This is a genomic window from Lentzea sp. NPDC058436 (genome assembly GCF_042721515.1).
GTDB lineage: Bacteria > Actinomycetota > Actinomycetes > Mycobacteriales > Pseudonocardiaceae > Lentzea.
In genome coordinates, this window is record NZ_JBHXLF010000001.1 from 1,361,349 (window position 1) to 1,387,694 (window position 26,346).

A 26,346-nucleotide genomic window follows, 5' to 3' on the forward strand; every position below is an offset into this window, starting at 1 on the left:
GTCGGCCAGAATATCAACCCCCGAACAGGTCACCCGCCTCCTCGACCCGCTCCAGCACCTCGTCCGCCGTGAACACCAGATCCTCCACGGCCTCGCAGTCCTCCACCTCGTCCCACGTCACCGGCGTCGACACCGCCGGACGCTCCCGAGCCCGCAACGAGTACGGCGCCACCGTCGTCTTCGCCGTGCTGTTCTGCGACCAGTCGATGAACACCTTCCCGGTGCGCTGCGCCTTCGCCATCGTCGACACGATCAGCTTCGGATGCTCCTGCGCCAGCCGCTGCGCCACCGCCTTCGCGTACTCCGACGTGTCCTTCGCCGGCGCGTACGCGTACACCTGCATCCCCTTGTTGCCCGACGTCTTCGCCCAGCAGTCCACACCGTCGTCGTCCAGCACCACCCGGATCAGCCCCGCCACCCGCGCGCACTCCACGACCGTCGCCGGCGCACCCGGATCCAGGTCGAACACCAGCAGATCAGGATCCCGCTTGCCCCCGCGCGGCCCCACCGTCCACTGCGGCACGTGCAACTCCAGCGCCGCCAGGTTCGCCAGCCACACCAACGTCGCCAACTCGTCCACCATCACGTAGTTGACCGTCTCGTTGCCCTTCGAACTGCCCGGCGAGTCCAGCCGCATCGTGCGCACCCACTCCGGACGGTGCTCCGGCGCGTTCTTCTCGAAGAACCACTTCCCGTCCACCCCGTTCGGGAACCGCTTCAACGTCACCGGACGGTCCTTGAGGTGGGGGAGCAGCACCGGAGCGATCCGCGTGTAGTAGTCGATCACCTCACCCTTGGTGAACCCGAACTCCGGATACAGCACCTTGTCCAGGTTCGTCAGCTTCACCGTCCGGTCCTCGACCCGCACCGTCACGTCCTTCGCGGCATCAGAGCTCAACCCGGCGCACCTCCTCAGGCGACTTGTCCGGACGCAGACCACGCCACGCCGGAAACCGCATCCGCCCGTCCGGCGTCCACTGCCGGAACACCACCTCGGCCACCAGCTCCGGCTCGACCCACTTCGCGCCCTTCGACCGCTCCCGCGGCATCTCCGTCACGAACGGCGACCTCTTGCGCGCCAACGCCGTCAACCGCGGCGTCAGCACCGCCAGCTCCGCGTCGTTGAACCCCGTGCCCACCGACCCCGCGAACGCCAGCCCGCCGTCCTGCGGAATACCCAGCAACAACGCGCCGATCACCCCCGCGCGCTTGCCCTCACCCATTCGCCAGCCGCCGATCACGACCTCCTGCGCCATCAGGTCCGTGATCTTGCGCCACACCGGCGACCGCGTCCCCGGCTGATACGGCGAGTCCAGCCGCTTCGCGACCACACCCTCCAGACCCTGCTCACGACTCGCCGACAGCACCGCCGCGCCGTCCTCGTCGTAGGACGGGGGAGTCAGCCAGTGCGAACCCCTCAGCTCCAGGCCCCTGAGCAGCTCACGCCGCTGCCGGAACGGCAACGGCATCGTCGAGGTGCCGTCCAGGTGCAACAGGTCGAACAACAGCAACGTGATCGGGTGCTGACGAGCCGCCCTGCGCGCGGCCTCGGACTTGGTGACGTGCATCCGGTTCTGCAACGCGCTGAAGCTGGGGCGGCCGTTCTGCAACGCGACGATCTCCCCGTCGAGGAGCGCCTCCGTCGACCCCAGCTGCTCACCCACACCCTGCAGCTCGGGGTAGGCGACCGTGATGTCGTTGCCCAGCCGCGACCACGCCTGCACCCGGCCACCCTCGACCCGCAGGATCGCCCGGACACCGTCCCACTTGAACTCGTACGCCCACTGATCATCATCGTCGTGGGGGAGAGGACCCGGCACCGCCAGCATCGGCTTCACCAGCTCCGGCAGGACCTTCCAGTCCGGACGGGCCGGAGCGTGCCGGCGCTTCATCATCCAGTTCTTCTCGTCCTTGCCCGACCGGAAGAACACGAACTGACCCTGCACCCGCTGCCCGTGCAACACCACGTCGACCTCGCGGTCAGACCACTTCACCGTCTCGTAGCGGCCGCGGTCCCACAGGAACATCTCCCCGCCGCCGTACTCACCCTTCGGGATCTCCCCGGAGAACTCCGCGTACTCCAGCGGATGGTCCTCCGTGTGCACCGCCAGCCTCACCACATCCGTCGTGGACGGCAGACCCTTCGGCACCGCCCACGACACCAGAACCCCGTCACGCTCCAGCCGCACGTCCCAATGCAGGCTCGACGCGTGATGCTCCTGGATCACAAAAGTGTCGTTGTTCCCCCGCGGCAGATCCCCAGCACCAGGAACGGGCTCCGGCGTCCTGGCCGGATCCCGCTTGCGCCGGTACTCGTCGAGCCCGGCCATCTACGCCGACGAGGCCTTCTTCTTCGGCGCCGGCTTCTTCTCAGCGCCCTTCCGCCCGGCCTTCGCCTTCTCCACACTGCGCTCCAGCGCCGTCATCAGATCGATGACATCGCCCTTCTCCTCGGCCTCCGGCTGCTCGGGCAACTCCGCACCCTCCGCCTTCGCCGCGATCACCTTCTCCAGCGCGTCCCGGTAGTCGTCGGTGAACGTGTCCGGATCGAAGTCACCCGCCATCGACTCCACCAGCGACGTCGCCATCTTCAACTCCTGCGGCCGCACCTCGACGTCCTGGTCGAGGAAGTCGAACTCCGCCTTGCGGATCTCGTCCGGCCACAACATCGTGTGCATCACCAGCACGTCGTCACGCGCCCGGATCGTGGCAAGGGTCTCCTTCTGCCGGATCGTGATCTTCACGACCGCCAGCTGACCGGTTTTGACCAGCGCGTCCCGCAGCAGCACGTACGGACGCGCCGCCGCCTTGTCCGGCTCCAGGTAGTACGTCTTCTGGAAGTAGATCGGATCGATCTCCTCCGCCGGCACGAACTCCAGGACGTCGATCGACTTGTCGGTCTTCACCGGCAACTTCTCGAAGTCCTCGTTCTCCATGATCACCATCCGGCCGTCGTCCAGCTCGTAGCCCTTGGTGATCTCCGAATACTCGACCTCTTCACCGCACACCGAACAGACGCGCTTGTACTTGATGCGCCCGCCGTCCTCCCGGTGCACCTGGTTGAAACGGAAGTCGTGCTCCTCGACAGCCGTGTAGAGGCGCACGGCGATCGTCACCAACCCGAAGGAGATGGCCCCACGCCACACGGATCTCATTCTCATTGGGTACCCCTGAAATGCGGTTTTCGCACTATCAGGTCACCCACTCGGCCTAACGATCCGGCAACAGGGCGACCCCCGGATCACCCGAGCCTCCCGCACCGCGGTCGAACACCACTAGATGTCCTTGAGCGCCCGATACGTCCTGTTGCTCGCCACCGCCGCCCGCCGCTCCCGCGCCGTCGCCTCGATGTAGTTCTGACTCGTCGCCAGACTCGCGTGCCCCAGCAACGCCATGATCTCGCTCGCCGACGCCCCGTCCTCGGCCAGCCGCGTCGCGAACGTGTGCCGCAACGCGTGCAGGTTCGCCCCCGTCGGCACCCGGTCGTGCAACCCCGCCCACCGGAAGCACGACTTCACCAGGTACTCCAGCCCACCACGCCCGATCGGCTCACCGTGCCGATCCCGCAGCAACGCGCTCTCCCGGTCGAACCGCCCCTGCGGAAAACGCTGCCTGCAGCTCTTCAGGTACGCCTCCACGATCCGCTCCATCGGCGGCTCGATCGGCACGCTGCGATCCCGGTTGCCCTTGCCCTTCACGTGCAACCGGCTGTCACCCTCACGCCCGACGATGCTCGACAACGTCAGCGTCCGCATCTCCGCACTCCGCAGCCCCGCGACCAGCCCCAGCGCGATGACCAGCACGTCCCGCTCGGGCCACGGGTCACGACCCTTGCTCGCACCCTCCGCCGCGGCCGTGAGCAGCTGTTCCGGCGTGTCCTCACCCCGCAGCGGCTTCGGGACCAGGGGAGGCGTCTTGGGACGGGCGACCGCGCCCATCGGGTTGCCGGCGATGAGGTCCTCGGCCACGCAGAACGTCAGGAACTGGTTCCAGGTCGACCAGGCCCGCAGCACGGAGCTCTTGGCGTGGGTGTCCGCGAACAACCCGAAAGCCTGACGCAGGTTCGCCCCGGTGAGGTCGCCGATCGCGAGGTCCTCGACGGGGGAGGAGAGTGTCTCGGCCAGGAGTGTGTTCACGCCGGAGAGATCTCGCTGGTAGGCGGCCGTGGTGTGCGGCGAGTCCTTGCGAGTCCGGCGGGCGAGGAAGAAGGCGTCCTGTGCGGCGAGCACGTGCATATGGATCTTGTACCGCACAGCACCGACAATCCCGTGTTCCGTGCTGGATAATGGCGATTATGCATCAAATGTCCGTTTCGACCGGTTGTCGGCCGCCGGACGAAGCTGCTGGACCAGGTGGCGTCACTTGCCGGGGATCGTGAGCGTAATGGCGCCCCGGTGCGTACGTCCTCACTGATGACACGTCGATGTCGACCGCGCTCCGGCATCGCCGTGGATCTGATGTTGTGGCGTCTGCAAGTGCGGCCGGCCTGCCCGCCGGTGCGGCTTGCAGACGCGCCAACACGGGCGTTCCGGCCCCTTCTGAAGCGATCTTCGCAGGTCGCCGTTTCGCCGATAATCTACATTATGTCAAGTAACGGAGATCTGGGCCGGTCGCAGGGCTCTCCCGGCGGCTCCCTGTGGCTCGGTCGTCGTTGCGTGACGGCCGTCGACCGCTCTGCGTCGTGCGGCGGTTCGTCCAGACGGATTCTCCTGGCGTTTGCCGGCGACGCGCTCGCGGCCGTGGAGGCTCGGCGCCCGTGTTCGTCGCCTGTCCCTCTCCGTCTTTCGTCACCGTGGCGTTAGACGTGTCGTCGTGCCCGCTGCCATGCTCCGCGGTCATGATCGATGAGTTCGCGAAGGAGTACCTGCACGGCGACCTGCGTGAGTTGCGCGAGGTGCTGGTGTGGAAGCTCGACGGGTTGTCCGAGGCCGAGGTGCGGCGTCCGCTGGTGGCGTCCGGGACGAACCTGCTGGGGTTGGTGAAGCATCTGACGCTGACGGAGTCGCGGTACTTCGGTGAGGTGTTCGGGCGGCCGTTTCCCGGGCCGGTGGCGCGATGGGACGACCTGGCGGCGCGTGGGCTGGACATGCGGGCGGACGAGTCGGAGTCGCGTGAGGACATCGTCGGCGGCTATCGGCGTGCGTGGGCGCATTCGGACGCGACGATTTCTTCTCTCGCGGTGGATTCGCCTGGTCATGTGCGCTGGTGGCCTCGCCCGAACGTGATGTTGTTCAACGTCCTGGTGCACGTGACGACGGAGACGGCGCGGCACGCGGGGCATGCGGACATCCTGCGGGAGCAGCTCGACGGGGCGACCGGCGAAGGTCGCTGACTCCCCTGTTGTTGCTGCTCCCCCGCGTTCAGGCGCGCAGGCCTCGCAGAAGGGTGGCGAGGTAGCGGCGTGCGGTGGTGAGTCGGTCGGTGGGGTCCTCGCTGTGGACGTAGGTGGCGTAGGAGACGCCGCACATGAGCGGGACGATGTCGGCGTCGTCGATGTCGGGGCGGACGGCTCCCGCGTCGCGGGCTCTGGCGAGCAGTTTGGCGCCGGTGGCGAGGATCTCGGTCTTGAGTTCGGTGGTGCGGGGCAGCACGTCCTGGGCCGAGGCGGCGACCTTGACGAGGGCGGGGTCGGTGACCTGGCCTTCGACGAGGCGGGTGAGGTAGTCGGCGAAGGCGGTCCACGGGTCGTCGTGCGTGAGTGCCTGTTCGCCTTGGTCGGCGAGTGTTTCGAGGCGGGGGGTGGCGACGGTTTCGAGGAGTGCTTCGGGGGTCGGGAAGTGGCGGTAGACGGTGCCTACGCCGAGTCCTGCACGTTTGGCGACGTCGTTGAGCTGCAGCGGGGTGCCTTCGTCGACGAGTTCTCTGGCGACGGTGAGGATGTGCTCCCAGTTGCGGGCGGCGTCCTTTCGCTGCGGCGTCATGTCCACCAGACTAATTGGATACGCCATCCGGAACGTGGTCGAGTGGCGCGTGCCTCTCGCTGAGGCGGCGTACGGCCTGCTGGACGCGGGGGTCGGTGGCGGCGCGGTGGGGTTTGGCGGGCGTGGCGCGGGATCCGAGGACGGTGCCGGTCGGGAGTGTGTCGTCGGTGGCGGCGCGGATCGGTGAGCGTGCTGCTTCGGACGCTGCTCGGGAGGTGGCTCGTTCGAAGGTGTAGCCGACAACGGGCCAGAGCAGCCTGAGTGCCGGCGAGACCATTTTGGGGTCGCGCAGGGTGCCGTCGGTCATGTCGGTGGCGGCGGCGCCGGGGTCGGCGGCGATGACCGGGACTCTGGTTTGCCGGCCTGCGAGGTCGAGGGTGTAGGCGAGGTTCACGAGCTTGGCGCGTCCGTACCAGTGGAAGCCGTAGTAGCCGCCGGGTGGTTCGACGGAGTCGAAGGCCTTCTTGGCGACGACGACGGCGCTGGAGGTGACGTTCACGACGCGGCCGGTCAGCACGGGCAGGAGTGACTCGGTGAGCAGGTAGGGCGAGAGGTGGTTGACGACGTAGGAGGCTTCGACGCCGCCGATGCGGGTGTGCTGGGCGAACATGGCGCCGACGTTGTTGATCAGCACGTCGAGTTCGCCTTCGGCGGTGATCCGGGCGGCGAGCGCGCGCACTGCGTCGAGTGAGGCGAGGTCGGCCTGGAGGAATCGTGCGGTCTCCCCTCCCCTGGCGTTGATGGTCTCGACGGCTTTCGCGCCGCGTTGGGCGTTGCGTCCGACGACGGTGACGGCGTAGCCGGCCTCGGTGAGCCCGAGAGCGGTTTCGAGTCCGATGCCTCCGGTTCCCGCGGTGATCACTGCCTTGCGTGCCATGACGTCCCCAATCCGGATAACTGATCCGCTTGCTTGTGGTCGACGCTAGCACACATGCGGATTAGCTATCCGCTTCGCCGGGTCTGGCTGGTCTGTTGGAGTTGTTCCGCGCATGGGCGGGCCGGTTGTCCGGTAGACATTTCGGGTGCGAAGGACCTACAGCTACAACGAGGCCGTCAAGATCCTCGGCGGCCGCGAGCACCCGGTGATCGCCGCGATGGACAAGGTCCTGGGTGGCGCGTTGCTCGCGGGGTCTCTGGGCGCGTGGACCGTGCTGGACCTGTTCGACGCCAGGCCCGACTTCGTCCGCCTGAGCAACGACCTGCTCACCAAGCTCTCGTCCCGGCGCCGGGACGAGAGCCGCTACACCCGCACGCAGCAGCTGCACGCCGCGCACGCGGTCCTGGCGATGACGGCGTTCTTCGAGGCGTACGAGGAGCAGCAGTGCGCCGTGACGCTGACCGCGGAGGACCGCGAACTGGTCGCCGCGTTCAACCCGTGGGAGCTGGAGCTGCCGCTGCCCTCGGTGGGCCGGTCGTACGAGGGGAATCTGGCTCGTCTGAGCCGCCTCTACGGGGAGCTCGCCGCCGATCTGCTCGACGGTGTGACAGGCCTGGCGTGCTGGGACGCGCTGAACGACACCGAACGTGATCGCCTGCGGACGGCCCTCGACCGCGCGGCGACGCGGGCGTTGGAGCGGTACCGGGAGCTGCTGGGGCAGTTGGCGGCCGAGTACCCCGAGATCCGGTTCTGGTTCGCGATCGAGGACGGCCGTGCGACCCGCAAGGCGCTGGCGAGGCTCGGGGACGTCCTGGCCGAGACGACCACGGACCTGACGCCCCAGGTGCGGCTCGCCGAGCTGGCGGGTGCGTACCGCGGCGCGTTGCGGCGGCCGTTGGCGACGGCGGCGGAGGTGCGGGTCCCGAGTCTGGCCGATGCCTACGTCGATCCGCGGTTCCAGGTCGTGACCGAGGTCGACCTGGTGTGGGCGCCGTCGTTGCTGGCGGCGTGGGACGACGTGCCGGTCCGTGACGACCTGTACGCCTACCTGGCCGGTTACCTGACGTCGCCGTTGGCGTTGAGCGCTCCCCTGCTGGTGCTGGGTGACCCGGGGTCGGGCAAGTCGGTGTTCACGGAGATGCTGGCGGCGAGGTTGCCCGCGTCGGACTTCGCGGTGGTGAGGGTGGAGCTGCGGTGCACGCCGGCGGGCTGCACGCTCGAAGAGCAGATCGAGCACGGATTGCGCACGTTGCTGCACGAGCAGGTGAGCTGGGCGGAGTTCTGCCGCACGACGGGTGGTGCGCTGCCGTTGGTGGTGCTGGACGGCTTCGACGAGCTGTTGCAGGCCACGGGGGTGAACCAGACCCGGTACCTGACGACGATCGCCGCGTTCCAGCAGCGTCTGGAGGACATGGGCAGGCCGGCGGTGTTCGTGGTGACGAGCCGTCTCAGCGTGTGCGCGGGCCTGGAGCTGCCCGAGGAGACGCACGTGGTGCGGCTGGTGCCGTTCGACGAGCGCCAGGTGCGTTCGTGGCTGGAGGTGTGGAACGCGGTCAACCGCCCCCTGCCGGCCGAGACCGTCCTGCGCTACCCGGACCTCGCCTCACAGCCGTTGCTGCTGTTGATGCTGGCGTTGTACGACGCGGTCGACGACTCGTTCCAGCGCGACCACCTGGGCCTGAGCCGGGGCGAGCTGTACGGGCGGCTCCTGGCCCGGTTCGCGGAGCGCGAGGTCACCAAGACCGTGACCGGCCGCACGGAGGCCGATCTGGCCGAGGACGTCGAGTTCGAGCTGGACCGCCTGTCGGTGGTGGCGCTCGCGATGTTCAACCGCGGCGTGCAGTGGGTCGCCGAGCACGACGTGACCGCGGACCTGGTGCAGCTGCTCGACGTCGCCTCCCCGGAGCGGTCGAAGGGCACGCACACTCCCTTGACGGCCGGTGAGACCGTGTTGGGGCGCTTCTTCTTCGTGCAACGCACGGAGGCCATCCGGGAGGACCGGACCACGCTGCGGACCTACGAGTTCCTGCACGCGACGTTCGGCGAGTACCTGGTGGCCAGGTTCGTGTGGGACAGGCTGACGGAGCTGCGCCGCGAGGACGAGGCCCGGTCCCGGCGCAAGATCATGGTGGACGACTCCGAGCTGTACTCGGTGCTGTCGTTCGCGGCGCTGACGTCAAGCAAGCCGGTGCTGGACTTCCTGCGGGAGTTCGCGGAGGGCTCCGACCGCGACGGGCTGTTCGACCTCGTGTCACGGCTGATCTTCTGGCGGGACCAGTCGCGGACCTCGCGCGGCGGCTACCTGTCGTTCCTGCTCACCGACTCGGTGCGGGACGCGAAGTACTCGCTGAACCTGGTCGTGCTGGCGCTGGTGCTGCGCGGGAAGTGCTACTCCGACGAGCTCGAGCTGGGCGTGGACGACTGGCGGCGGCTCACGCTGTTCTGGAAGTCGCGGCTGCCGTCGAGCGAGTGGGCGAGCGTGGTGCGCTGGTTGTGGGTCGAGCGCGTCGCTGATCGGCACTTCGCCGTGAGTCTGAGCAACCGCGATCGCGAGGCTCATCGCGAGTGGCTGCTGATGTCGGAGCCGTACGTGACGCTGGACGAGGTCGCGGTGACGTTGCGGGACGCGGTGACGCCTCTGGTGTCGCAGCACGGCATCGAGGTGACGGCGGCGCTGATCAACCTGATGGCCACCCCGGTCGAGAAGTGCCTGCCCGCACTTGAGCGGCTGCGCGCGGTCGACACTGCCGGCGAGGTGTTCAGGCGTGAGTTCTACGCGAGGCTGGGCACCGGCCGGAACGACGTCGAGCTCGTGGAGCAGTTCGGATTGCCGAGTCCCCTCAAGGACATCGAGGTCGTGATGGAAGGGCTGCTGCGGTTCTACGATCGAGGGGGCGACAAGGATCAGTTCTGGAACTTTCTCGGTGGGCTGTTCGCGCCGGGGCTGCGGCCTGATCTGCTCAAGCGGGCCAGGCGGGCGGCGGAGGAGCTGGGTCTCCAGCTGAACTGGTGAGCTCGGCGGCCAATGCCGCCAGCTCCCCCTCGCTCAGGTCCCGCTCCCCCACCCTGCGCAACAACTCACTGCGCGAGCACACCACCACGGCCCCAGGCCGTCGCCCGAGGTCGGCGGAGGCGACGATCTCGGTCTCCCCGTTGTGCACGACCAGGATCGGGTCGGGCGTGTCGGTGTAGAGCAGGCGCTCGATGTCCCGTCCGGTGATGGCCATGCTCAGTCTTGTACGGCTCGGGCGTAGCGGGCCGCAAGAGAGCGAACGTGTGCCACGAGCTCGGGTGGTGAGGTGACCTCGAAGTCGAGGCCGAGCATGCCGACCCAGACGGCGAGGGTCTCGACGGAGTCGGAGCCGGTGACGAAGACGCAGGTGGTGTCGTCGACGGCTTCGACGGTGCCGATGGAGGCGTTGATGCGGGCGGCGACGACGTCTGCTGGTGCGTGGACGAGGACTCGGGCCTGGATGCGCCAGGCGGCTTGGCTGGCGCGGGCGGCGACGTAGGTGGTGGCGTCGAAGTCCCGTGGGGTGAAGCGGGGGCCGTGCGGGGGTTGGGGTGGGGTGATGCGGTCGACGCGGAAGCTGCGCCAGTCCTGCTTCTCGACGTCCCAGGCGACGAGGTACCAGCGGCGGCCCCAGTTGACGAGGCGGTGGGGTTCGGCGCGGCGGCGGGTGGGGGTGCCGTCGTGGGAGTTGTAGTCGAAGCGGATCGTGTCGCTGTCGCGGCAGGCGGCGGCGAGGGTGGACAGGAGTTCGGGGTCCAGGGCCGGTGCCGGGGAGTCCCGTGGGACGGATTCGATCTGTTCGAGGGCGGAGACGCGGTGGCGCAGGCGGGAGGGCAGGACCTGTTCGAGTTTGAGCAGGGCGCGCAGGGAGACCTCTTCTAGGCCGGTGACGGCGTTGGTGCGCAGGGCGGCTGCGACGGCGACGGCTTCGTTGTCGTCGAGGAGCAGGGGTGGGAGTTCGGCGCCGGCGCCGAGGCGGTAGCCGCCGAACGTGCCGGTGGTGGCGTTGACCGGGTAGCCGAGTTCGCGCAGCCGGTCGACGTCGCGGCGGACGGTGCGGGGGCTGATCCGCAGTTCGTCGGCGAGTTCGCTGCCCTGCCAGTCGCGGCGTGACTGCAGCAGGGCGAGCAGGCGCAGCAGGCGTGCCGAGGTTTCCAGCATGGACGCACACTTTAGGACCGGATCTGGCCGCAAAGCTCGCTGGCCTCGGGTTGTGACGGAGATCAGGGACTTCCCCATCGCGCTCGACGAGGCCGACCTCGGCGGGCCGCGGTGTCGAACGGGTGCCGGAGGTCCTGATGCGCGACCTAGGGCGTTCTTCGCCAGGATGTGGTGGTGCCGCTGTGGGTGGAAGCAGGACTGTGGGGACTGGCGGGCGGTGGTGCGCTCGTGGTGGGCGCGCTCGTCGCCTGGTTCGTGAAGGTCCCGCGGGACGTGGTCGCGGTGGTGATGGCGTTCGGCGCTGGCGTGCTGATCGCGGCGGCGTCGTTCGAGCTGGTCGACGAGGCGGAGAAGACCGGTGGCCTGCTCGCGACCTCGGCCGGGTTCCTCGGCGGGGCGGTGGTGTACGTGCTGGCCAACGTCGCGCTCGCCCGGCGCGGGGCGCGGCACCGCAAGCGCAGCAGCAACCAGCCGACCGAGTCCGAGCAGGCCGGTAGTGGCACGGCGATCGCGGTCGGGGCGCTGCTCGACGGCGTTCCGGAGTCGGTGGTGCTGGGGGTGTCGCTGCTGAGCGGTGGCGGGGTCGGGGTGGCGATGCTGGCGGCGGTCGTGATCTCGAACGTCCCGGAGGGGCTCTCCAGCGTCGCCGGGATGAAGCAGGCCGGTCGCGGGGCGCGGTACGTGTTCGGGGTGTGGGGCGGGATCGCGGTCGTGAGCGGGCTGTCGGCCGCGGTGGGCACGTTGCTGCTGGACGGGGCGTCGCCGCAGCTCGTCGCGGTGATCACGGCGGTGGCGGCGGGGGCGATCCTGGCGATGGTCGCGGACACGATGATCCCCGAGGCGTTCGACCGCGCCCACCTCTACACGGGGCTGTGCACGACGGCGGGGTTCCTCACGGCGTTCGTGGTGGAACGACTCTAAGTCCTCGCTAGGCGCGCCAGACCGTGGCGCCGCGGGTCTCGGTGCTCTCCAGCGTCAACGGCACCGGTACCTGGTAGCGGGCCTGCGCGGTGAACCGGTCCGGTGGCAGGTGGGCGCGGTCCGGGTCCCCGAACAGCACCAGCGCGCCCCGTGCGGCGGCCCTGGTCAGGAACGGCAGCACGAGCGCGGTGACCTCGGCGTCGTAGAACACGTCGCCCGCGAGCACCACGTCGGCGCCGTGGGCGTCGCTGTCGAGCTGGTCGCCGCCCAGGGTGGCGACGGTGACGCCGTTGGCGGCGGCGTTGAGCTCCACGGCGGCGAGCGCGAGCGGGTCGATGTCGTTGGCGGTCACCGAGTCCGCGCCGGCCAGTGCGGCGGCGATCGCGACGAGGCCGGAGCCCGACGCCAGGTCGAACACCTTCTTGTCGCGCACCAGTCCGCCGTTGTCGAGCAGGTGGCGTGCCAGTGCTTGGCCGCCCGCCCACGGGAAGGCCCAGAACGGCGGCTCGTCGTGGTGGGTGAGCTCCCACAGGTCCATGGCCTCGACCGCGCTGTGCAGCGACACCTCCGGCACCAGCGGCACGGGGGCCAGCGTCGTGTGGGTGAGCACGAAGTCGGTGAGCGTGGGCGCGGACATGACGGAGAAGCCTACGGGCAGCGCGAACCGCGGCCGCAGAGTCGAAAGGCCTCGCGTGCGGTCACATGCCGCCGGCCACCCGCAGGATCGCGCCGGTGGTGTACGAGGCCTCGTCGGAGAGCAGCCACGCGATGGCGTTCGCGATCTCGTCGGGCTCGCCGGGCCGTCCCAGCGGGATGCGGGAGGCGACGCGGTCGGGGCGGTCGGGCACGCCGGAGAGCTGGTGGATGTCGGTGCGCACGGTGCCGGGCTGCACGCAGTTGACGCGGATGCCGCGGGGCGCCAGCTCCTTGGCCAGGCCGATGGTCAGCGCGTCGACAGCAGCCTTGGTGGCGGCGTAGTGCACGTACTCCCCCGGGCTGCCCAGCGTCGCCGCCCCCGAGGACACGTTCACGATGGAGCCGCCGGTCATGCGCCGCGCGGCCTCCCGTGCCACGAAGAACGCGCCGACGACGTTGACGTCCACCACGAGCCGCAGGTCGGCGGTGCTCAGCTCCGCGAGGGGGCCGACCGGGGAGGTGATGCCGGCGTTGTTGACCACCCCGGTCACCTCGCCCGCCGCGTCGAACAGCCGCGCGACGTCGTCCTCGTCGGCGGTGTCGGCCCGTACGGCGAGCACGCCGAGCTCCTGCTCCAGCTGCCGTGCGTCGTCCTCGGCCTGGCGGTAGCTGATCACGACCCGCTGCCCGGCGCGCACGAGCCTGCGCGCGGTCGCGGCACCGATACCCCGGCTTCCCCCGGTGATCACCGTTGTCATGTCGCCACCCTAACCCGCATACTCGGTGCCGGATATACGGGAGCGGATATGACGTTCAAGCGCACGAACCCCCTGGCCCTCGCGGTGCTGGCACTGCTGGCGGAGCGGCCGATGCACCCCTACGAGATGGCGCAGACCATGCGGGAACGCCACCAGGAGGAGGTCATCAAGCTCAACTACGGCTCCCTGTACACCGTGGTCGACTCGCTGCACAGGCACGAGCTGATCGCCGCCTCGGCGGTGCAGAAGGCGGGCAACCGGCCCGAGCGCACCGTCTACTCCGTCACCGACGCCGGCACCACGGAGCTGCGGGACTGGCTGCGCGAGCTCATCGCCGTGCCCGCCAGGGAGTACCCGCGGTTCGAGGCCGGCATCTCCATGGTCGGCCTGCTGCCCCCGCCCGACGCGCTCGACCTGGTGCGGCAGCGCGAGGCGGCCGTGGCCGAGCAGCTCACCGCCCTGGCCGTGCTGCTGGAGAGGCTCGCGGGCATGGGCCTGCCGCAGCTCGCGTGGATCGAGCTCGACTACCGGATGGCGATGTTGCGCGCCGAACGCGCCTGGCTGTCCTGGTTCGCCGCCGCGGTGCACGACGGCACCGTCGGCGGCTACGACACCTGGGAGGAAAGACACCGATGAGACTGCTCTTCGAAGTCACCGGCGTGGTGCACGCGCCGTTGGAGGACGTGCGCGCACGGATGTTCGCCGACGCGGGCGAGTCCGGCTCGCATCGGCTCGTCGACCGCGAACGCGGCGTGATCGCCTACTGGGGCGACTGGTGGTATCGCGGCGAGGACTCGCTGCACCTCCACCCCGAGGGCGCGTTGCTGCGGCACCGCGTCTACAACGTCGCCAGGCAGGGCAACTGGGCGCCCTACCTGGCGAACGGGCTGTTCCTCGGCTACCGCGCCAGGCTCGAAGCGGCGATGAGGGACCGCGTCCGGGATCTGGAGGGTCAGAGCTGACCGAAGCGCACGACCGCGACGAACACCGCCAGCAGGCACAGCACGACGTTGACCGGCAGCGTGGCCTTCTCGCCGCGCCGCAGGTGCGTGATCCCCGCCCCCACCTGCACCACCGCGAGACCGGCGGCGGCGATCGGGGTCAGGACCGGCGCGACACCGGTCAGCCACGGCAGCACCAGCCCGAGCGCGCCCGCGACCTCCACCGCGCCGATGCCCTTGACCTGGCCTGACGTGAAGTCGCCCGCCCACGCCATGCGCGGCTCGGACAGGAGATCCTGTTTGGTCTTCACCAGCTTGGTGAAGCCCGCCATGAGGTACAGGGCCGCCAGCACACCCGACACGATCCACACCACGACGTTCATGACCGGAAACCTAGTGACACGAACGGCGATGTTCTACATCACACCCAACTGGGTAAGGGTGTCCTTACCCGTCACCCGAACGGCCGTATAGAGTGTGCAGATGAGGTGCTCGATACTCTCCGACTTCGCGGGGGAACCGCTGGCCGGCACGGCCGCGACCGCGACCGCGTGGCTGTGCCTGGAGCAGCCAGGCCCGTGGGGCCGTGACGCGCTGACCGAGAGCCACCTCGATCCCGAACTGGGTGCCGAGTTGCAGCGCCGTGCCGACGGCACCGGGGTGCGCATCCTGCTGATCCGCCGTCCCGGCAGGCACGCCGACGACCACGTTCCCGCGCGCCGCCGCCTGTACCTGGCCTCGACGAAGCCCGGTGGATCATGGCTGGAGCAGGCCGATCTGGCCTCGCCGGAGGAGGCGCTCGAACTCGACTTCGCCGCGCTGGGCGCGGGCCGCTCCACCGCGTTCGGCACGCCGGTCGACGATCCGTTGCTGCTGGTCTGCACGAACAGCAAACGCGACGTGTGCTGCGCCCTGTACGGCCGCCCGATCGCCACCGCGCTCAACCTGTGGGAGTGCACCCACACCGGCGGGCACCGCTTCGCCCCCACCGGAGTGCTGCTGCCCACCGGTCACCTGTACGGGCGACTCGACCACCAGTTGGCGCAGCGCGTGGTCACGGAGGGCATCGTCGCCGACCGCTGCCGGGGCCGGTCCTGCTTCACCCCGAGGGGTCAGGTCGCCGAGGTCGCCGTGCGGCAGAAGATCAGCGAGACCCGCGACGTGCTCACCGTCGTGGCCGAGACCGATGACTCCGCGACGGTGCGGCACGCCGACGGCCGCGAGTGGCGGGTGGCGCTGACCGAGCAGCCCGTGCCGCCGCGGCCCGCGAGCTGCGGCAAGTCGCCGGACATCGCGATCGCGCTGGTGGCGTCGGCGATCGACGAGCTGGTGGGCGTCGCACGCTAGTCTCGGCCGGGTGCCCAGGCTGATCCACCTCAACGGCCCGACCGGCGTCGGCAAGTCCACGATCGCCGCTCGCTACGCCGCAGACCACCCCCGCACGCTCAACCTCGACGCCGACGAGATCGTCCGGCTGGTCGGCGCCTGGGAGGACGACTTCTCCGGCGCGGTCAACCTGGTGCGCCCGCTCGCGATCACCATGGCGAGCACGCACCTCAGGTCGGGGCACGACGTCGTCATGCCTCAGCTGATCACCGCGCGCGACCAGAGCGCGGCGTTCGCGAAGGCCGCGGCGGAGGTGGGCGCCGAGTACGTCGAACTCGTGCTGCTCGCCCCACCGGAGACCACGATCGACCGGTACCAGGCGCGGGAGCACCACATCGACCGGGCCGTCGAGGACATGGGCGGCGTGACGGTCATCCGCCGCATCCACGAGCACCTCGCCGCCTACCTCACCGCCGAGTCCGTCGTCATCGACACCGAGGGCGCCGACGCCGAGCAGACGTACAAGACGGTGCTGGCGGCCCTGTCAGCCTGACTCCGCCGAGCGGCCCGGCGACGGGGTCGTGCCGGGGACGGTCGCGGAGAACACGCCGATGCCCAGCGCGTACGGGTCGTCCAGGCCCACGGTCGCGAGGGTCTCGGTCGGCAGCGCGAGCAGGGAGATCGCCACCCCGAGGAAGTAGGCGTCGAGCAGGCCGGTGTCGCGCACGGTCGAGGGCAGGCCCGCGGCCTGTTGCAGGGCGGCGCCGGCCTCGGCGTTGGCGAGCACCATGCCCGACAGCGCCTCCCGCACCCCCGGCCGGCGCACGGCCTCCAGGTAGAGCTCGACCATGGCGAGCATCTGGGTCGGGTCGTCGGCGACGGCGCGGCGCAGCAGGGCCGGGTAGAGCTCGGCGACGTCGCTGGCGGTGATGTCGGCCGGGGTCGTCTCGCGCAGGCGCTGCACGGCGGCCTGGTGCAGCGCGGTCATGCGGGCGGCGCAGGCGGTGAGGATCGCCTCGCGGGTCGGGAAGTAGTTCTTGGTGGTGCCGATGGGGACGCCGGCCTCGCGGTCGATCGCCCGGTGGGTCAGGCCCCGGCCGCCCTCCACCGCGAGGATCTGGATCGCGGTGTCGCACAGAAGATCACGACGGCTCACGGTCCGGGACACTAGCAAGATCACCGCCGGTCCGGCCTGCCGGGGCGAACGCGCTGGTCCCGGCCGTGGCGGTGACGGCTCCGCGTTCGAGCACGAGGAACAGGCCGCACACGCAGCGGACGTAGGCGACCGTGCCGTGCCTGGAGACGGCGGAGGTGGCGGGCCAGTGGCAGGCGGGGCAGGTGGCGATCATGCTCCCCAGCGTGCTGTCATGGTCTAGTGCATTTCAACCCTTACGGCGGGGCGGCCGCGGAGCTCGCCGCGGCGCTGGTCAACGCCGACCCGGCCGATCCCCTGCTCGACGTGCTGAAAGCGGCGGACTACAAGCCCCTCGGCACGCTCGACGCACGTCAGGAACGTGACGTACGAGACTGGGTCGACCGGCTGCGGCAGGTGTTCCGCGAACCCACCGTGGAGCTGCTCAACGACCTGCTGGCCCAGTCCTCGACCACGCACTACATCTCCACGCACGACGGCCGCGCCCCGCACCTGCACTACGCCCGCGAGGACGCGCCGACCGACGTGCGCGTGAAGGCCTACACCGCGGCGGGCATGGCGGCGTTGTTCTGCGAGGACGCGGGACGCATCGGCGCGTGTTGCCGCGACGGCTGCGGCACGGTGTTCGTCGACACCAGCCGCAACGGCAAGAGGCGCTTCTGCTCGACCAAATGTGCCAACCGCGTCGCCGTCGCGAACCACCGCAGCCGTCAGCCGGTCACGTTGAGCAGCCGCCGCGGCCAGTAGTTGTCGGTCGTGGACACGCCGTAGCGCAGCACGCGGTACGTGGTGCCGTGGGTGCTGCGCTGCTCGTAGGCGTGGTAGGCGGTCTTGTACGGGTCGGCCCACTTGTCGAAGATCACGACGTGCCGCCCGTCGGCGGTGGTGCCCTCGGTGTTGACGATGATGTCGCCCCACCGCAGCTCGGCCATCGAGATCGACTTGGAGTGGAAGCGGTCGGCCAGGTCGATGGTGATCTTGCCCGGCGCGTCGATCCGCGCGGCCATCGAGACGTAGCCGGAGCAGTCCTGGCGGTACTCCTGGAACCGGGAGGTCTGGCTGTAGGGCACCGGGCCGCCGCCGGGACCCGCCGTCAGCCACGACTTCGCGCGGGCGATCACCTCGGCGCGCGGCACCTGCGGGTAGGCGTGCGCGGGTGAGGGCGACACCAGGGTGGTGCTCACCGCGACCAGGACCGCGGCGGCCATCGCGAGGACTCTCATGCGTGCTTCTCCCATTCCGTAGATCACCTGCGGGCGCTTAGGGTCGGTTCATGGAGCTGTCGGAGCTGTGTTTCGCCGGGGTCGCCGCGCAGGCGCAGGCCGTGCGGTCCGGTGAGGTGAGCGCCCGCGAGCTCGTCGCGGAGCACCTGCGCCGCATCGAACGGATCGATCCGCGGCTCAACGCGTTCCGGCTGGTCTTCGCCGACCAGGCCCTGGAGGAAGCGGCCAGGGCCGACGAGCGCGGCTCCGGGGACCTGCCGTTGCGGGGCGTGCCGATCGCGGTCAAGGAGGACATCGCGATCGAGGGCCTGCCCACGACCAAGGGCACCAACGCCGTGCGCACCCCGCAGCCGGCGGACTCCGCGATCGTGGCGCGGCTGCGCGCGGCCGGTGCGGTGATCATCGGCCGCACCCGCATGCCCGAACTGGGCCTGTGGCCGCACACCGAGAGCTCCTGGGCGGGCCCGACGCGCAACCCGTGGTCGCTGACGCACTCGCCCGGCGGGTCCAGCGGCGGGTCGGCCGCGGCCGTGGCGGCGGGGCTGGCGGCGGCCGCGATCGGCACCGACGGTGCCGGGTCGATCCGCATCCCCTGCGCGGTGACGGGCCTGTTCGGGCTCAAGCCCCAGCGCGGCCGCGTCTCGCTGTTCCCCGAGGCGCAGATGCTGGGCGGTCTGGTCGTGGCGGGACCGATCACCCGCACCGTGGCGGACTGGGCGCTGGTCGCCGACCAGATCCGCGGCGCCGCCCCCGGTGACGCGCACGTCGCCCACCCGCCGCGCACGAGCTTCACCCAGGCCGCGCGCACGGATCCGGGCAGGCTGCGGATCGGGGTGTCGCTGCGGCCGTGGGGTCCGGGGATCACGATCGCCGACGAGGTCCGCGACGCCGTGCAGGACACCGCCGCGCTGCTCACCGACCTCGGTCACGACGTGGTGCGCCTGGACCCGCCGATGCGCGACGTCACCGCCTCCACCCGGTTCGCGGCCCGCTACCTGCACAACGCCCACCTGGCGCGCGCCGGCACGGAGTTCCCGGACCTGGTCGAGCCCCGCACCCGCGCGGTCGGTGAGCTGGGACGGCGCGTGCCGCGCGGGGTGGCGCGGTGGGCGGCAGGGGACGACGCGTCGCTCACGGCGTTCGCGAACCGGATCTTCACCTCGGTGGACGTGCTGCTCACCCCGGCGCTGACCCGTCCGCCGATCCGCGTCGGCGAGTGGGACGGCCGCGGCGCGTTCACGGCGCTGCTCGCGGCCTCGCACTACACGACGTTCCTGCCGCTGTGGAACATCACCGGCAACCCCGCCGCGTCCGTTCCAGCCGGGCGCACGTCGGCGGGCCTGCCGCTGGCGGTGCAGCTCGTGGGCCGCCAGCACGACGAGTGCACGCTGCTGTCGGTGTCCGCCCAGCTGGAGCGCGCCCGGCCGTGGGCGGACCGGATCCCCTCCGGCCTCGATCATGCGAACTAGGATATTACGAGGACGTACTATCCGATTCGGGAACGGTCAGAATCCGCGGCGGGACAACTCGTCGAGCAGTTCGCGGTCCGCGACGTGGCGCGACTTGATGTGGTCCAGGTAGTCGGCGAACGCGTCGGGCTGCAGGCCGCGTAGTTGCGCGAGCCATTCCACGACCAGTTCTTGCTCCTCGATCCCCCGCCGTGCCAGCTCGACCTCGACGATGCGCCGGTAGACCTCGACGGCGAGGCGGCCGCCGTCCTGCACGAGGTGCTGCACCAGTTCCGCGCGCAGCGGCGGCCAGTCGTCGGTGTGCACGACCAGCGCGCGTGCCTTGAGGTAGACGTCGAGGTTCGGGCGGGCGAAGAACGCCTCCCGGCACACCGCCACCGCCCGTTGTGGTGCTCCCCGGCGCAGGTGCTCCTCGACGGCGAGGTCGATCAGCCGCAGCGCCGCTCCCCTGCCCCCGACCGCCGCCAGCCCGCGCTCCACCCACTCCAGGGCCTCATCCGACCGGTCGTTGTCGCGCAGCACGGTCGCGACCTGCAGGTAGTGCCAGCCCGACGAGAGGTCCTTCGACAGCACGAGCAGCTGCAGGTCGACGTCCTCGGTGTACTCGGCGAGCTCCTCCATGACGCGCAGCAACGCCCAGCGGGCGCGGTCGTAGCGGCCGGTCTCGCCGAACCCGATCACCGGCAGCGGCTCGAACAACGCCACCGCCCGCTCGCGGTAGGCGGCCAGGCCGTCGTCGTCGAGCGCGGAGGCGTACGCGGCCAGGCTGACGTCGGGTGCGTCGGGGTGGTGCAGCTGCAGGTCGAGCAACCACTCGGCCAGCCGCAGCGGGTCGGGGTCGGTCTCGGCGCACGCGCGGGCGTGGGTGGTCAGGACGCGATGGGCGAGCTCCGCGAGTTCGACGCGGTGCCGCCGGCTGGCCGCGACCCCGTCGGCGAGCTGGGTGACGATCTGCTCGATCAGCGCGACGAGCCGCGGGCCTGGGTCGGTGACGAGCAGTGACTGCAGTTCGACCGACACCGCGGTCAGCGCCTGCCAGCGGGCTGGCCAGGCGGCGTCGTCGGTCTCGCTGTCGGCCTCGACGAGCGCGGAGGCCACGGTGGCGGGCAGCGAGTCCATTCACAACATCATTCCCGCGTCACCCGGTCGAGTGCCACCGATGTCGCCCATACGGATTTAAGGTTCACCCTGCGTGGCCGAACGCCTACAGTTCGGCCAGCTTGCGGGTCAGCACGGCACGCTCGCGTTCGTTGCCGCACAGACGAACGGCCAGCTCCAGCGCGGTGCGGGCCTCGTCGAGACGTCCGAGGCGGCGCAGTAGCTCTCCGCGCACGCCCGGTAGCTGATGCGAGTCCTTGAACGCCTCCCCCGCCGCGAGCGCGTCGACGATCGGCAGGGCGGCGGCGGGCCCCTGGGCCATCGACACGGCCACGGCGCGGTTGAGGTCGACGACCGGGGACGGGGCGAGGCTGCCCAGGCCGTCGTAGAGGGCGACGATGCGGCCCCAGTTCGTCTCCTCGACCGAGGACGCCAGCGCGTGGCACTCGGCGATCGCGGCCTGCAGTCCGTAGTAGCCGTACCCGCGGCCCGCGTCGGCGGCCTTGGCGAGCGCGGCGCGGCCGCGCGCGATGGCGGAACGGTCCCAGCGACGCCGGTCCTGCTCCTCCAGCAGCACCGTCTCGCCGTCGGGGCCGCGGCGGGCCGGGAAGCGCGCGGCGGTGAGCTCCAGCAGCGCGAGCAGGCTGTGGACCTCGGGTTCCTCGGGCATCAGCCGCGACAGGATCCGCGCCAGCCGCTGGGCCTCGCCGGCCAGGTCGAAGCGGATGACCTCGTCGCCGGAGCTCGCCGACGAGCCCTCGGTGAAGATCAGGTAGACGACGCTGAGCACCTGCGCCAGCCGCGCGGGCCGTTCGCCGACCGGCGGCACCTCGAACGGCACCCCCGCCGCGCCCAGTGACTTCTTCGCGCGCGTGATGCGGGCCTGCACCGTCGCCGTGGGCACCAGGAACGCCCGCGCGATCTCGTCGCTGGTCAGACCGCCGATCACGCGCAACGTCAGCGCCACCCCGGACTCCCGCGACAGCACCGGGTGACACGAGGTGAACATCAGCGCGAGGGTGTCGTCGTCGATCTGGTCCGGGTCCCACAGCACGTCGTCCGGCGCGGGACCGGGTTCGGCGCCGGTGAGCGCGCCGCCCTCGGGCAGGTGGTGCGCCATCGCCGCGTACTTCTCGTCACGGGCGCTGCGGCGCCGGAACGCGTCGATCGCGCGGCGCCGGCCGACGGTGAGCAGCCAGCCCGCCGGGTTGTTCGGCACGCCCTCACGCGGCCACGTCACCAGCGCCTCGGCGAGTGCTTCCTGCGCGAGGTCCTCGGCGAGGGCGAAGTCGCCGGTGTAGCGGGTGAGCGCACCGATGATCCTGGCGGAGTCGATGCGCCACACCGCGGCTACGGCCTTGCGTCCCGTGGGGTCGCTCATGGCACCTATGAGATCAGAACCTGCCCGCTCAGAGCTGGCCGGTGGACTCGCGCCACGCCCGTTCCTTCTTGATCCACTCGTTGTCCTGCGGGAACTCGTCGATCGTCGGTACGCGGCGGATCTCGGTCTTGAACCCGGCGGCGGTCATCGGGGTGCGCTTGGCCCACTCGATCGCGTCCTGGATGGTAGGCACGTTGATCAGGTAGAAGCCGTTGAACAGCTCCTTGGTCTCCCCGTACGGGCCGTCGGTGACCACGGGCGGCTCGGAGGAGAAGTCGACGACCACGCCCTCGTTGGCGTCGGCGAGGCCCTCGGCGGCGATGAGGACGCCCGCGTTGATGAGCTCCTCGTTGAACTTGCCGACGGTCTCCAGCATCTGGTCGAAGTCGATCTCACCGAGGTTGCCCCATGCCTCGTCGGAGGTCACGCGCCAGATCAGCATGAACTTCATGATCAGTGTCTCCCGGGTGGTTCGTGCGGGTCCCTTGTGGACCCTTTCACGCCAAGGTCGAACGGGTGGCGCGTTCGATCGACACGGGACCCGGATTTTCTTCGAACTTTCTGTTTCCACAGCTCAGACGACGAAGCGGCCCACCCCGGTGATCGGGATGGGCCGCCTGGCGTGTCGTCGCCGGGGTGTCAGAGCCGTTCGTCGGGCTGGTGCAGCGACCGGGGCTGCTCCGCCTCCAGCTCCGGGACCGGGGACGGGGCGGCGACCGAACGCGGCGGGGTGCCCAGCGGGCCGGGGACCTCCTGGCGTGCCACGGCCTCTGCGGCGGCGACGGCCTCGGCGACCTTCGGGTCGGACTTGAGGTCGAACCACGCGGCGACCGACTCGTCGTCGTCCTCGGGCTTGGGCCGCTCGTCGTGGTCGGCGGGCGCCTCGTAGCGGAAGACGCCGTCGTCGCCGGGCGCGCCGAGCATGCGGGCGAACCCTTCGAGGGCCTTGCCGTAGTCGGACGGGATCATCCAGACCTTGTTCGCGTCGCCCTGCGCCATCTGCGGCAGCGTCTGCAGGTACTGGTAGGCCAGCACCTCCGGGGTGGGCTTGCCGTCCTTGATCGCGCCGAAGACCTTCTCGATGGCCTTGGCCTGACCCTGGGCCTGCAGGTAGCGGGCGGCGCGTTCACCCTGCGCGCGCAGGATCTGCGCCTGCCGCTCACCTTCGGCCGACAGGATCGCGGCCTGCTTGCCGCCCTCGGCGGCGAGGATTTGCGACTGCTTCTGGCCCTCGGCGGTCTTGATCGAGGACTCGCGCTGGCCCTCGGCGGTGAGGATCATGGCGCGCTTCTCGCGGTCGGCGCGCATCTGCTTCTCCATCGAGTCCTGGATGGAGGGCGGCGGGTCGATCGACTTGAGCTCGACGCGGGCCACGCGCAGGCCCCAGCGGCCGGTGGCCTCGTCCAGGACGCCGCGCAGCTGGCCGTTGATGTGGTCGCGCGAGGTCAGGGTCTCTTCGAGGCTCATGCCACCGACGAGGTTGCGCAGCGTGGTGATGGTGAGCTGCTCGACACCGACGATGTAGTTGGAGATCTCGTACACCGCGGAGCGCGGGTCGGTGACCTGGAAGTACACGACCGTGTCGATGGAGACGGTGAGGTTGTCCTGGGTGATCACCGGCTGCGGCGGGAACGACACGACCTGCTCGCGCAGGTCGATGCGGGCGCGCACCTTGTCGATGAACGGGACCATGATGTTCAGGCCGGGTGCCGCGGTGGTGCGGAAGCGGCCGAGGCGTTCGATGACGGCGGCCTGCGCCTGCGGGATGACCAGCACGGACTTGACGGCGATGGTCAGCACGAAGATCGCGATGACGGCGACGATCACGAGGGTGATCGGGTCCAACTCGGTTCACATCCTTCTCGGGTTCACACCCAGGGGGTCACACCGCGGCGATGACGACGGCGGTGGCCCCCGAGATCTCGACAACGGTGACGGCTTCGCCTTCTTCGATCACGGACCCGTCGAGGGTGCGTGCGCTCCAGGTGTCGCCGCCGATCTTCACCTGTCCGCCGTGCTCGTCGACCTTCGTCACCGCGACGGCCCTGCTGCCCAGCAGCGCCTCGTGGTGCATCCGGACGTTCGAGCCGAGCTGCAGCCGCTTCTTGAGCAACGGCCGGGCCGTGACGATCAGGCCCAGCGACGTCGCCGCGAACACGAGCACGCTCACCAGGTCGGCGGCGCCCACTGCGGACACCCCCGCCGCGGCCAGCGCGGCGGCGCCGAGCATGACCAGCACGAAGTCACCGGAGAGAACCTCGGCGACGACGAGCAGTATCCCGACGATCAGCCAGATCAGCGCGGCCATGAGCCCATACATACACCAACGGGCACCACGGAGCGTGAAGATTCACCGTGCTGCGCCCCGGACCGTTGCGAAATCGATCATCCGGCGGTGTCGAAACCGGGTTTCGCCGTTCGTGTAGCCGGTGACGTGGACCTTTGCGATGAGGGGTGCAGTGATGCGTTCGATCTCCGTGACGATGTTCGTGACGCTCGACGGCGTGGTGCAGGGCCTGGGCCGCCCGGACGAGGACACCCGAGGCGGTTTCGCCCACGGCGGGTGGGGCGCGGCCTATGGCGACGAGGTGCTGGGCGCCGAGATGGGCAAGGGCATGGCGCAGTCCGGGGCGATGCTGTTCGGGCGCCGCACCTGGCAGGACTTCATCGGCGCGTGGTCCTCGGCCGACGACGGCAACCCGTTCACCGCGCACATGAACGCGGCCCGCAAGTACGTGGTGTCCGGTTCGCTGGAGTCGGCGGACGCGTGGCAGAACTCGGTGCTGCTGCGCTCGGTCGACGACGTGGCCGCGCTCGACGAGGACCTGTCGGTCATCGGCAGCGCGGCACTGGTGCGGTCGCTGCACGCGGCCGGTCTGGTCGACCACTGCACGCTGGTGATCCACCCGCTGACCCTCGGTACCGGCGCGCGGCTGTTCGAGGGGCCGGCGCCGCTGACCCGGTTCGAGCTGACCGGCAGTGCCGTGACGCCGAAGGGAGTGATCGTCGCGCACTACACGCGGGTCAGTCCTGGGGCACGGTGACGAAGTCGATGAGCCGTTCGACGGCGCCGAGCAGGTCGGACTCGATGTCCTTGTAGCTGCTCACCGAGCCCAGGACGCGCTGCCAGCCCTCCCACGGCTCACCCCAGCCGAGCTGCTGGCAGACGCCGGTCTTCCAGTCGACGCCCCTGGGCACGGCCGGCCACGCCTTGATCTTGACGGCGGCGGGTTTCACGGCCTGCCAGATGTCGACGTAGGGGTGGCCGGTGACCAGCACGTTCGGGTCGGTGACCCGTTCGACGATGCGGTGTTCCTTGGAGTTCGCGACGAGGTGGTCGACCAGGACGCCCAGGCGGCGGTGCGGGGCGGTGCCGAACTCGGTGATCAGCCGCGGGAGGTCGTCGACGCCGTGCAGGGGTTCGACGACGACGCCCTCGACGCGCAGGTCGTGGCCCCAGACGCGTTCGACGAGCTCGGCGTCGTGCTTGCCCTCGACCCAGATGCGGCTGGCCTTCGCGGTCCGCGCCCGCAGGCCTTCGACGCGGACCGAACCCGACGCGCTGGTCTGCGGCTTCTGCTGCTGCGGCATGGGCTTGACCAGGGTGACGGGTTTGCCGTCGACGAGGAACCCGGCGGGGTTGAGCGGGAACAGCCGGTGGCGGCCGTGGCGGTCCTCCAGGACGACCTGGCCGTACTCGAACTTGACGACGGCTCCGCAGAAGCCGCTGGCGGGGTCCTCGACGACGAGGCCGGGTTCGGCCGCGATCTCGGGGACCTTCTTGCGCTTCGGGGTCGACAGAATGTCGCGGCCGTAGTCGTGGGAACGCACGCGGGCACACTATCCGTAGAAGGGCTTGAAGGCGGCGAGCCACTCGTGGACGCGGTCGAGGTCGACGTCGGCGCCGTGCAGGTCGTAGCCGCCGTGCACGAAGTCGAGCCAGTCGACCGCCGGGTCGCCGACGCAGGCGCGCGGGTCGATGGCGACCGGGCCGCGCGGGCCCTGCAGCACGTTGCCGGGGTGCATGTCGCCGTGCAGCAGCACGGGTTTGACGTTGTCCTCGGCGAGTTTGCGGGCGCGGTGGTGCTCGGTGGCGTAGTAGGTGCCGGTGCGGCGGGTCAGCACCGTCTCGAACAGGAAGTCGACGCGGGCCTTGAGCGGCGGGAAGCCCTTCGCGCCGGCCTCGTGCAGGTGCGGGACGACCTTCGCCGGGTCGCGGGCGGGGGTGCCGGGGTCGATCGTCTCCAGCAGCAGCGCGCCGCGACCCAGGTCGGAGTCGATCAGGCCGACCATCGCGGGGGTGGCGGCCCAGGCGGTGAGCGCGCGGGCCTCGTGCAGGGCGATGTCGTGGTCCGGGGTGAGCTTGAGGACCGCGGTGGTGCACCGGAACGTGGTGCCGGTGCCGCCGGGCATGTGTTCGACGAGCGTGAGGTCCCAGCGGGCGGTGAGGGTGGCGACGAGGTCGGGC

The 26,346-nt window shown here is 70.3% G+C and carries 31 protein-coding genes; 10 read left to right on the top strand and 21 right to left on the bottom strand.

Annotation, left to right across the window (positions count from 1 at the left end; all coding sequences use genetic code 11):
* Window positions 1-13: 13 nt before the first annotated feature.
* The 4 genes from ligD (ACFWN2_RS05450) to ACFWN2_RS05465 form a co-directional block, all read right to left on the bottom strand.
* Window positions 14-898 (bottom strand): non-homologous end-joining DNA ligase, encoded by an 885-nt coding sequence (ligD, locus tag ACFWN2_RS05450; RefSeq protein WP_382425049.1) that lies wholly within the window; start codon window positions 896-898, stop codon window positions 14-16.
* Window positions 888-2,330, bottom strand: a complete 1,443-nt coding sequence (ligD, locus tag ACFWN2_RS05455; RefSeq protein WP_382425050.1) for a non-homologous end-joining DNA ligase — start codon at window positions 2,328-2,330, stop codon at window positions 888-890. The genes ligD (ACFWN2_RS05450) and ligD (ACFWN2_RS05455) overlap by 11 nt, the downstream gene beginning before the upstream one ends.
* Complete coding sequence (locus ACFWN2_RS05460) at window positions 2,331-3,155, bottom strand: Ku protein (RefSeq protein ID WP_382425051.1); 825 nt, start codon at window positions 3,153-3,155, stop codon at window positions 2,331-2,333. It abuts the gene before it with no gap.
* A 120-nt stretch (window positions 3,156-3,275) separates the two neighbouring features.
* Complete coding sequence (locus ACFWN2_RS05465; RefSeq protein WP_382425052.1) at window positions 3,276-4,253, bottom strand: tyrosine-type recombinase/integrase; 978 nt, start codon at window positions 4,251-4,253, stop codon at window positions 3,276-3,278.
* Between the two features lie 584 nt (window positions 4,254-4,837).
* On the opposite strand from ACFWN2_RS05465, the gene ACFWN2_RS05470 reads away from it, so the two are divergent.
* Entirely contained in the window at window positions 4,838-5,332 is a 495-nt protein-coding gene (locus tag ACFWN2_RS05470; protein ID WP_382425053.1) for a DinB family protein, read from the top strand.
* Window positions 5,333-5,360: 28 nt separating this feature from the next.
* On the opposite strand, the gene ACFWN2_RS05475 is transcribed toward ACFWN2_RS05470, so the two are convergent.
* On the bottom strand, window positions 5,361-5,921 hold the full coding sequence (locus ACFWN2_RS05475) for a TetR/AcrR family transcriptional regulator (protein WP_382425054.1): 561 nt from the start codon (window positions 5,919-5,921) through the stop codon (window positions 5,361-5,363).
* A 10-nt stretch (window positions 5,922-5,931) separates the two neighbouring features.
* Window positions 5,932-6,798 (bottom strand): SDR family NAD(P)-dependent oxidoreductase, encoded by an 867-nt coding sequence (locus ACFWN2_RS05480; protein ID WP_382425055.1) that lies wholly within the window; start codon window positions 6,796-6,798, stop codon window positions 5,932-5,934.
* Between the two features lie 145 nt (window positions 6,799-6,943).
* Here ACFWN2_RS05480 and ACFWN2_RS05485 point away from each other — a divergent pair, with 145 nt between their 5' ends.
* Window positions 6,944-9,811 (top strand): NACHT domain-containing protein, encoded by a 2,868-nt coding sequence (locus ACFWN2_RS05485; RefSeq protein WP_382425056.1) that lies wholly within the window; start codon window positions 6,944-6,946, stop codon window positions 9,809-9,811.
* Here the strand turns inward: ACFWN2_RS05485 and ACFWN2_RS05490 are convergent.
* Window positions 9,759-10,025 (bottom strand): hypothetical protein, encoded by a 267-nt coding sequence (locus tag ACFWN2_RS05490; protein WP_382425057.1) that lies wholly within the window; start codon window positions 10,023-10,025, stop codon window positions 9,759-9,761. The two genes, ACFWN2_RS05485 and ACFWN2_RS05490, sit on opposite strands and share 53 nt — an antisense overlap.
* A 2-nt stretch (window positions 10,026-10,027) precedes the next feature.
* Entirely contained in the window at window positions 10,028-10,972 is a 945-nt protein-coding gene (locus ACFWN2_RS05495) for a helix-turn-helix transcriptional regulator (RefSeq protein ID WP_382425058.1), read from the bottom strand.
* Window positions 10,973-11,146: 174 nt separating this feature from the next.
* On the opposite strand from ACFWN2_RS05495, the gene ACFWN2_RS05500 reads away from it, so the two are divergent.
* Complete coding sequence (locus tag ACFWN2_RS05500) at window positions 11,147-11,893, top strand: ZIP family metal transporter (RefSeq protein WP_382425059.1); 747 nt, start codon at window positions 11,147-11,149, stop codon at window positions 11,891-11,893.
* Window positions 11,894-11,900: 7 nt separating this feature from the next.
* On the opposite strand, the gene ACFWN2_RS05505 is transcribed toward ACFWN2_RS05500, so the two are convergent.
* Window positions 11,901-12,530 (bottom strand): class I SAM-dependent methyltransferase, encoded by a 630-nt coding sequence (locus ACFWN2_RS05505; RefSeq protein ID WP_382425060.1) that lies wholly within the window; start codon window positions 12,528-12,530, stop codon window positions 11,901-11,903.
* 61 nt (window positions 12,531-12,591) lie between these two features.
* Window positions 12,592-13,287: an SDR family NAD(P)-dependent oxidoreductase gene (locus tag ACFWN2_RS05510; protein WP_382425061.1), complete on the bottom strand. Its 696-nt coding sequence runs from the start codon at window positions 13,285-13,287 to the stop codon at window positions 12,592-12,594.
* Between the two features lie 48 nt (window positions 13,288-13,335).
* On the opposite strand from ACFWN2_RS05510, the gene ACFWN2_RS05515 reads away from it, so the two are divergent.
* Together ACFWN2_RS05515 and ACFWN2_RS05520 are read left to right on the top strand one after the other, a co-directional pair.
* Entirely contained in the window at window positions 13,336-13,923 is a 588-nt protein-coding gene (locus ACFWN2_RS05515) for a PadR family transcriptional regulator (RefSeq protein WP_382425062.1), read from the top strand.
* Window positions 13,920-14,249, top strand: coding sequence for a hypothetical protein (locus ACFWN2_RS05520; RefSeq protein ID WP_382425063.1), 330 nt, complete (start codon window positions 13,920-13,922; stop codon window positions 14,247-14,249). Before ACFWN2_RS05515 ends, ACFWN2_RS05520 begins: the two co-directional genes overlap by 4 nt.
* On the opposite strand, the gene ACFWN2_RS05525 is transcribed toward ACFWN2_RS05520, so the two are convergent.
* Window positions 14,240-14,611 carry a DoxX family protein gene (locus tag ACFWN2_RS05525; protein WP_382425064.1) on the bottom strand — a complete coding sequence of 124 codons (372 nt, stop codon included), beginning with the start codon at window positions 14,609-14,611 and terminating at the stop codon, window positions 14,240-14,242. The two genes, ACFWN2_RS05520 and ACFWN2_RS05525, sit on opposite strands and share 10 nt — an antisense overlap.
* A gap of 100 nt (window positions 14,612-14,711) precedes the next feature.
* Here ACFWN2_RS05525 and ACFWN2_RS05530 point away from each other — a divergent pair, with 100 nt between their 5' ends.
* Complete coding sequence (locus ACFWN2_RS05530) at window positions 14,712-15,575, top strand: sucrase ferredoxin (RefSeq protein ID WP_382425065.1); 864 nt, start codon at window positions 14,712-14,714, stop codon at window positions 15,573-15,575.
* Window positions 15,576-15,585: 10 nt separating this feature from the next.
* Window positions 15,586-16,107, top strand: coding sequence for an AAA family ATPase (locus ACFWN2_RS05535; protein WP_382425066.1), 522 nt, complete (start codon window positions 15,586-15,588; stop codon window positions 16,105-16,107).
* Here ACFWN2_RS05535 and ACFWN2_RS05540 read toward each other — a convergent pair.
* Together ACFWN2_RS05540 and ACFWN2_RS05545 are read right to left on the bottom strand one after the other, a co-directional pair.
* On the bottom strand, window positions 16,099-16,710 hold the full coding sequence (locus tag ACFWN2_RS05540) for a TetR/AcrR family transcriptional regulator (RefSeq protein WP_382425067.1): 612 nt from the start codon (window positions 16,708-16,710) through the stop codon (window positions 16,099-16,101). The genes ACFWN2_RS05535 and ACFWN2_RS05540 overlap by 9 nt on opposite strands.
* Window positions 16,697-16,903, bottom strand: coding sequence for a hypothetical protein (locus ACFWN2_RS05545; RefSeq protein ID WP_382425068.1), 207 nt, complete (start codon window positions 16,901-16,903; stop codon window positions 16,697-16,699). The genes ACFWN2_RS05540 and ACFWN2_RS05545 overlap by 14 nt, the downstream gene beginning before the upstream one ends.
* A 26-nt stretch (window positions 16,904-16,929) precedes the next feature.
* On the opposite strand from ACFWN2_RS05545, the gene ACFWN2_RS05550 reads away from it, so the two are divergent.
* Window positions 16,930-17,454, top strand: a complete 525-nt coding sequence (locus tag ACFWN2_RS05550; protein WP_382425069.1) for a CGNR zinc finger domain-containing protein — start codon at window positions 16,930-16,932, stop codon at window positions 17,452-17,454.
* On the opposite strand, the gene ACFWN2_RS05555 is transcribed toward ACFWN2_RS05550, so the two are convergent.
* A complete protein-coding gene (locus ACFWN2_RS05555) occupies window positions 17,418-17,930 on the bottom strand; it encodes a hypothetical protein (RefSeq protein ID WP_382425070.1) in 513 nt (170 codons plus the stop codon). The genes ACFWN2_RS05550 and ACFWN2_RS05555 overlap by 37 nt on opposite strands.
* Before the next feature lie 50 nt (window positions 17,931-17,980).
* Here ACFWN2_RS05555 and ACFWN2_RS05560 point away from each other — a divergent pair, with 50 nt between their 5' ends.
* On the top strand, window positions 17,981-19,399 hold the full coding sequence (locus tag ACFWN2_RS05560) for an amidase (protein WP_382425071.1): 1,419 nt from the start codon (window positions 17,981-17,983) through the stop codon (window positions 19,397-19,399).
* 36 nt (window positions 19,400-19,435) lie between these two features.
* Here ACFWN2_RS05560 and ACFWN2_RS05565 read toward each other — a convergent pair whose 3' ends face one another.
* From ACFWN2_RS05565 to ACFWN2_RS05585, 5 genes are all read right to left on the bottom strand, one after another.
* The gene (locus ACFWN2_RS05565; protein WP_382425072.1) at window positions 19,436-20,518 is read right to left on the bottom strand and encodes a hypothetical protein; all 1,083 of its coding nucleotides are present in this window, start codon (window positions 20,516-20,518) and stop codon (window positions 19,436-19,438) included.
* 85 nt (window positions 20,519-20,603) lie between these two features.
* Window positions 20,604-21,878 (bottom strand): RNA polymerase sigma factor, encoded by a 1,275-nt coding sequence (locus ACFWN2_RS05570; RefSeq protein ID WP_382425073.1) that lies wholly within the window; start codon window positions 21,876-21,878, stop codon window positions 20,604-20,606.
* 28 nt (window positions 21,879-21,906) lie between these two features.
* A complete protein-coding gene (locus ACFWN2_RS05575; RefSeq protein WP_382425074.1) occupies window positions 21,907-22,329 on the bottom strand; it encodes a YciI family protein in 423 nt (140 codons plus the stop codon).
* A gap of 188 nt (window positions 22,330-22,517) precedes the next feature.
* A complete protein-coding gene (locus tag ACFWN2_RS05580) occupies window positions 22,518-23,714 on the bottom strand; it encodes an SPFH domain-containing protein (RefSeq protein ID WP_382425597.1) in 1,197 nt (398 codons plus the stop codon).
* Window positions 23,715-23,760: 46 nt separating this feature from the next.
* Entirely contained in the window at window positions 23,761-24,186 is a 426-nt protein-coding gene (locus tag ACFWN2_RS05585; protein ID WP_382425075.1) for an NfeD family protein, read from the bottom strand.
* A gap of 154 nt (window positions 24,187-24,340) precedes the next feature.
* Between ACFWN2_RS05585 and ACFWN2_RS05590 the strand changes: the two genes are divergently transcribed.
* On the top strand, window positions 24,341-24,922 hold the full coding sequence (locus tag ACFWN2_RS05590) for a dihydrofolate reductase family protein (protein ID WP_382425076.1): 582 nt from the start codon (window positions 24,341-24,343) through the stop codon (window positions 24,920-24,922).
* Here the strand turns inward: ACFWN2_RS05590 and ACFWN2_RS05595 are convergent.
* Window positions 24,903-25,709 (bottom strand): DUF3097 domain-containing protein, encoded by an 807-nt coding sequence (locus ACFWN2_RS05595; protein ID WP_382425077.1) that lies wholly within the window; start codon window positions 25,707-25,709, stop codon window positions 24,903-24,905. The genes ACFWN2_RS05590 and ACFWN2_RS05595 overlap by 20 nt on opposite strands.
* Window positions 25,710-25,718: 9 nt before the next feature.
* Window positions 25,719-26,291: an aminoglycoside phosphotransferase family protein gene (locus ACFWN2_RS05600; protein ID WP_382425598.1), complete on the bottom strand. Its 573-nt coding sequence runs from the start codon at window positions 26,289-26,291 to the stop codon at window positions 25,719-25,721.
* Window positions 26,292-26,346 lie beyond the last annotated feature (55 nt).